Source organism: Bradyrhizobium uaiense (genome assembly GCF_010811875.1).
In the GTDB taxonomy this organism is placed as follows: Bacteria; Pseudomonadota; Alphaproteobacteria; order Rhizobiales; family Xanthobacteraceae; genus Bradyrhizobium; species Bradyrhizobium uaiense.
On the sequence record NZ_VKHP01000379.1, the window covers coordinates 1 to 6,074 of the forward strand.

Sequence of the window (6,074 nt, forward strand, 5' to 3'; positions counted from 1 at the left end):
ATCCGCGCCAGCGCGATCTCGACCGCGCCTTGCGGCGCCTCATAGGCCGCCAGCGCATAGGCCTCGTCGGCCGGCGCCGGTAGCGCATTCCGATCGAGCTTGCCGTTCGGCGTCAGCGGCAGCGCTGTGATCGGCACGAACGCAGCCGGCACCATGTAGTCCGGCAGCCGGCTACTCAAGTGCGCGCGCAAGGCGCCAGCAAGCCCGCCTCGATCGTCCTCGTCCGAGCCGGTCTCGGGGGCGCCGGTCTCCGGCGCGCAGACCACATAGGCGATCAGATGCTTGTCGCCGGCGCGGCTCTCGCGTGCCACCACCACCGCCTCGCGCACAAAGGCGTGCTCGCAAAGCTTTGCTACGATCTCGCCCGGCTCGATGCGGTAGCCGCGGATCTTCACCTGGTCGTCGTTGCGACCCAGGAACTCCAGATTGCCGTCCGGCAGATAACGCCCGAGGTCACCGGTCCGGTACAGCCGATCGCCCTCGACGAAGGGACTGGCGATGAACCGCTCGGCTGTCAGTTCAGGGCGGTTCAGGTAGCCCCGCGCCACCCCCGCCCCACCGATGTAAAGCTCGCCCACCGCACCAAACGGCACGGGCGTGCCATGACCATCCAGCAGGTAGACCCGCGTGTTGGCGATTGGGCGGCCGATGTGAGGCATCTCGGGCCAACATGACGGATCAGCTGCAAGGTGGTGCTCGGAAATGACGCTGATTTCTGTGGACCCGTATTGATTGATCAATCTCGCGTTCGGGTGTGCCTCGAAGAACGCCCTGAGCAGTGGGGTGGCCTGCAATCGTTCGCCGGCTGTATAAAGCTCTCTTAAAGAGGGCAGCTGCACGCGCTGCGTGCTCCAGACTTCTGCAAGATGATTCAATGCCACGAATGGGAGGAAAAGCCGCTCGATCGCCTCCCGCTCTACAAACTCCAGCAGGTCGGCGAAGCGCCTCCGGGTCTCTTCCCGCAGGAGCACAAGTGCTCCGCCGTCCTTCCAACAAATGAACAATTCCTGGCAGGACACATCGAAGTTCAGAGTCGCGAACTGAAGTGTACGCAGTTTTGAGGTGCCAATCCCCGCCAGCGAATTCACAAGCGAGCCGTGGGACATTTCAACGCCTTTGGGCGTTCCGGTTGAGCCTGAGGTGTAGATCACATAGGCGAGATGGCGCGATGTGAGACCAAGCATGCGCGGGTCGGGATCCGAAGGCGGCCGCTCGCACCAGGCCCAGCTGCCAGTATCCAGATCGACCACGCTGACATCCGCGAGCGCCTCGCCGCCCAATGCGGTTCGACCGGCGGTATCGCAAAGCAGCAGCTGCGGTTCTGCATCGCCGACAATCTGCCGCAGCCGCGCCGGTGGATAGACTGGATCCAGCGGCAGATAGGCGCCGCCCGCCTTCAGTATCGCCAAGACACCAACCACCATCGCCATGCTTCGATTAAGGCAGATCGCCACCGGCTGGTCCGGCTTGATCCCGAGCTCGATCAGATGATGCGCCAGCCGGTTGGCCTGCGCATTGAGTTCGCCATAGCTCAATCTCTCCTTCTCATGGACCACCGCCACCGCCTCCGGCGCCTTCTGCACCTGCGCCTCGAACAGCTCATGGATGCACAGCTCCGACGGATAAGGCGCCGCCGTCCGATTCAACTCCTCCAGTAGATAGAAGCGCTCGTCGGTCGACAGGATATCGATGCAGCCGAACGGCTGCCCCGCATCGGCCCTCACGCCATAAGTTTGCAAATGCTGCGTCATGCAGTCGATCTTCGCCTTGCTCAATATGTCGAGCCTGCCGGGTCGTTGAGCTTGTGGCGCTCGGTTCCGCTAAGGGGCGGGTTGAAGATGCTGACGAGGATCAGGTCCTTGTCCCGTCCCCCGCGCAGAAGATGCTTGTCATGCTTGTCAAGCACATACATGTCGCCCTTACGAATGGAGAAGACATTGCCGTCCATGTCCTCGACCTCGCCCTCTCCGGCGATGCAGTAGCAGGCTTCGAGGTGATTGCGGTATTGCAGAAGCGAAACGGTGTTAGCGCGGACCACAGTGTGGCAGACGCTAAAACCCATGCCGTCCTTATCCGTCAGAAGGCGGTGGCTCGTACCATTGCCCCAATCGACGAAGTGATCGGTCGCTTCAACGTCGTGCAGGCTACGCACAATCATAGCGTTCGATTGCCGGATACACGTTGAATTCATTGTTGCGGCAGCTGGAGGTCGTTGTTTTTGACCTGCAAGCGCGGCTTCCGCGCACAGCCGAAGCATCGGCTACACCCAAAAGGCCTACCGAGCCCTCCCGGCGTCTAGACAAAAATATCGGCGTGAGGGTATTCCGCAGCCGAGCCGAAGGCGTGCACGTACCACCTTGATTTTCATCCTTCTTCGGGGTTCTGCCGCCTGCGTTGGTATGGTCGAGAATACCGCTGGTGATGTTGCCGGCCAGACAAAGCGGCTCCGGTCGCAGATTTGGCAAGTTGTTTCCTTCCTTCGCTGTGTCTCGCGGCGCGAATACAGCACCGCAGCCTCTCAGCTAACTGAGCAAACCCCATGCCACGGCCGCCCCAGATAAGAGACAAATGTGTGGCTGTTTCAGCCGGCTAGCGAGCGCGAAGGATTTGACTGCGCGGTCAAGCCGGCTTCAACTTGCGACGGTAGCCAAGCCCTCAAGGCAGGCGGGGTCTGCATTCTTCGCGCCAGCCAATGGTCAACAATTCGCAACATGTTTTTGTTGGCTTTGTCGGCTTCCAGACTTACTTGGATTTCGGCGCACGCAGTCAGCCCAATCCATAGCGCTTCAGGTTGACGTTGTCCTTCGTGTTGTCGACAGGCGCAAGCGGACCTATCGCTTACGCCTCCGACATGGATGAAAGTGGGCTGCCATCGTCGGCGCTGTTTGGATCGCTGCCCGCCTGAAACATTTGTCAGTGATCAGCCGTTCAGGATCCGTAGTACCGCTCCAGCGAGGCGTCCGACGCCGCCCCTCAAGCCCCAAGGAGCGTGTTGCGCTGGAGCGTCAGGTCGCCATGTTGGACGCAATGCTCGCGTGCGCCCAACGGCGGTGCCAAGGGTGGGCATCACCTTGCTGCAACGTCGGCCAGCTGGACGTGGCGCTCAACGGCAGCAATGGAACCTCTCTTCAGGGCGCCCCGTAGCCATTGGACGAAGATTGATACTGAGTCGGGCCTTCATGAAAGATCCGCCGAAGAACCGCACCTCGACGCAGGATTCAACTCACGCTAGGCCGCTCTTTGCATGAATGGGCACCAGAACATTCGTTAGGTTGATTGTTTCCGATCCAGCTCGCTCCGCATAGCGAGATCAACACACAAGGCTCATTGATGACTGAAGGGGGTTTTAGGCAACGAGAAGGCATTCTCCCCGGAGACGACAAAGCATCCCGGGACGGTTTGTCAGCCGCGAGGAACGGCGTTTGCGTGGATAGGCGGCGCACACGAAACGGCAGCAGGCTCGGCGGGTTGATCGCCATCTGGCTGCGCCGCTCGACCCTGCCCGGGCGGCGCAGATTCGAGCGATTTCCCTCACGGTCCTAGTTGCGAAACGATATCGGCTTAACCGAACACGTTGGACAATTGGCGACAGATCGGGCTGACGAGATGAGATTGAGGCATGGTGGATGGTTTTAACTGCGCCCGACAATTAGTTTGCGGCAGGCCACTGGCTGGTTCGCATGGTCAGATGTGATCAGCAATCGCATGCCGCACTTTCTTCGCCCGGCAACTTCTTCGCCTGGCAACGCGCATTGTGGCGAAGGCCAATAACGGATTCGGTGGGTACCCTCGCCATCGCCGCAAACCCCACGGCCGAGTTTTTGCCCGTTGGATCGCAATAATTTGGAGGTTCGGCAGGCGCGAATCAGAAACGTCCGGTCAACGCTCGCCCATCATTCACCACGTTATCCCCCGCCAAGCGAGCTCGACAGCTGGCATCCACGGAAGCAATCGCTAGATCAGGTATCTGCAGGGTAAAATTTATTCACTCGCCCGCACGGAGCTGCGCAGTGCCGAAATGACGGATGCGGTTCATGCCCTGCGCTATGGAAAGTCTCCTTGCGATGCCTTGCAAACACCTCTTCTCGGTGCATGGTGCAAAGTGCCCGCCGGATCTGGGAAGCGATTGAAGCAAGGTTGGTGGGAAAGAAATCGATAAACCATCATATAGCTCGTTTCGCCCTTTTCCTTTCGGTATTTATCGCAAAGTCAGCCATTGGGAGCGCAGACTCTCCGTGGCAATTGTCTCCGCCGTCGTCGGACAGGATTTGTGGCGAGCTGTGGATTCGGCGGATCGGAAAAGTGTGCCGAGATGTTGATACATCAAGTAACAGCAAAGATTATGCCTGAGACAGCCCACGATCGCGATCTCGCTTTGGACTTTACCAAAGGAGTGCTCATCATTTTAGTGATCGTCGGTCACCTGATCCAATATATCCTCTATCGAAATGAAGGGTTTTGGGATTCGGCAATTTTCAAATGGATCTACATGTTCCACATGCCCCTCTTTATGGGAATAAGCGGTTATCTTTCCTGTCGAGCGCTGCTGGAAAAGTCCTTCATACAAGCCATGGGCGATCGTGCGATGCAGCTCCTGGTGCCTATGCTGTTTTGGTTCTCTCTCCTGGCGACATTAAAGTTGACCATGTTTCCCCGACCGGCGAGCGCACCAGACAACGTTTTGAAGTTCCTGAATGATTTCGCCGGCACATACTGGTTCGTCTGGGCCGCGTTCATTTGTTTTCTTCTCGCTAAAACTATTTCGATCTTCAATCATTCGTCGCCATGGGCCTTGTTCGTATCGGTCATTCTCGTGGTCCTTGCACCCCTGACCTTTTCCATATTCCCTCTCATAAAGTATACCTACCCGTTTTTCTGCCTGGGATTCTCATTTGCAATGTGGAGAGAACGGTGGACGAGCATAATGCGATCTCACAGGCCGTTCTTGGCTATGTCTGTCACAATTGCGGCTATGATGTGCTTTGCGATCTGGGGCAAGGACACTTATGTCTACAATAATCTCGCTTTGGTCCAGGATTTGCAGTCGGCAAAGAATGTGCTTCTGATGTTTCTTGGCTCCGCAGCTGTCTCAGCGGTGATGATTAAGGTCCTGCTTCGATCCTGGAATATTGGTCGTTCAAATCGGGGGGTCCGCTTTATCGCCGCGAAACTGGGACCCTGCACGCTGGTGCTGTACTTGATCCAGGGTACGGTATTCCGTCTCATGGATTCGATACAGTATGGAGAATCTTGGGACGCCACGATGAGGTCGGCCGCGGCTGCATTTCTCGGGACAATGATTGTTGCCGTCGCGCTAACGGTTCGGTGGGCCGTGCGCGACATTCCTTATCTCTCCCAGCTCGTGCTCGGAGTGCCACCCCGCTCCTTGTCGGGCAGCCAGATCAATCAGGACGCTCTCGCAAACCATCGTAGCTTGCGGGGCTTGTGAACCTGCTGTCCATTCATGGCCCCCAATGCTGTGATGCGCGGCCGAATGACTGACAGGGTAAGCGGTGACGAGGGCGGCCACGGCGACATCGGACGTTGCCACCGAGAAGGTGATCCCGGAACGGGTGGATGGTGCAGACGCTGGTCATGACGTGTCACAACGAAAGGCCATAGCCCGTCGGGCCGGCCTCGTAACAGAAGTGGACGCGGTTAAACCGGCTGGCGATCCGCACTATAACGCGGCGCATGTTGACGGCCGAAGCATCGACTTCACCGAAGAAGCGAACCTCTCCCTCCCGGCCTGCCTCCGCAATCGCGACGGCATTTCTCAGTTTGGCGACGTCGATTCCAACAAATGCTTCCCTATAATCCACCACGGCTCGTCCTCCTGTGATGAGGATCGGCTCGGACCGCCCGAGCAACCCTCGGACGCGCAGTGTCGGGCGAGCCACCTCACCGGCAGAGACGGACATACGGTCTTACAATACGTCCGCAGAATCCTCAAAAGCTGAGGCGAGAGCATAACGTAACGGTCCTTGCCGCCCTTGCCGTGCTCGACCCGGATCAACATCCGTTGGCTGTCGATGTCGACAACCTTCAAGAGGACCACTTCCGATACGCGCAGT

Annotated in this window: 3 protein-coding genes and 2 pseudogenes; 1 reads left to right on the forward strand and 4 read right to left on the reverse strand. The window is 58.3% G+C overall.

Annotated elements, in window-relative coordinates; translation table 11 throughout:
• Together FNJ47_RS44065 and FNJ47_RS44070 are read right to left on the reverse strand one after the other, a co-directional pair.
• On the reverse strand, nt 1-1,583 hold a 1,583-nt coding region (locus tag FNJ47_RS44065; protein WP_347341805.1), incomplete at its 3' end, for an amino acid adenylation domain-containing protein.
• A 188-nt stretch (nt 1,584-1,771) separates the two neighbouring features.
• Complete coding sequence (locus tag FNJ47_RS44070) at nt 1,772-2,158, reverse strand: ectoine synthase (protein ID WP_163162791.1); 387 nt, start codon at nt 2,156-2,158, stop codon at nt 1,772-1,774.
• A 2,154-nt stretch (nt 2,159-4,312) separates the two neighbouring features.
• Between FNJ47_RS44070 and nolL the strand changes: the two genes are divergently transcribed.
• Entirely contained in the window at nt 4,313-5,449 is a 1,137-nt protein-coding gene (nolL, locus tag FNJ47_RS44075) for a nodulation factor fucose acetyltransferase NolL (protein ID WP_163162790.1), read from the forward strand.
• A gap of 163 nt (nt 5,450-5,612) precedes the next feature.
• Here the strand turns inward: nolL and FNJ47_RS44080 are convergent.
• Together FNJ47_RS44080 and FNJ47_RS44085 are read right to left on the reverse strand one after the other, a co-directional pair.
• Nucleotides 5,613-5,825 (reverse strand): annotated as a pseudogene (locus tag FNJ47_RS44080) (IS110 family transposase); the annotation flags it as partial.
• A 103-nt stretch (nt 5,826-5,928) separates the two neighbouring features.
• A pseudogene (locus tag FNJ47_RS44085) lies at nt 5,929-6,074 on the reverse strand (tyrosine-type recombinase/integrase); the annotation flags it as partial.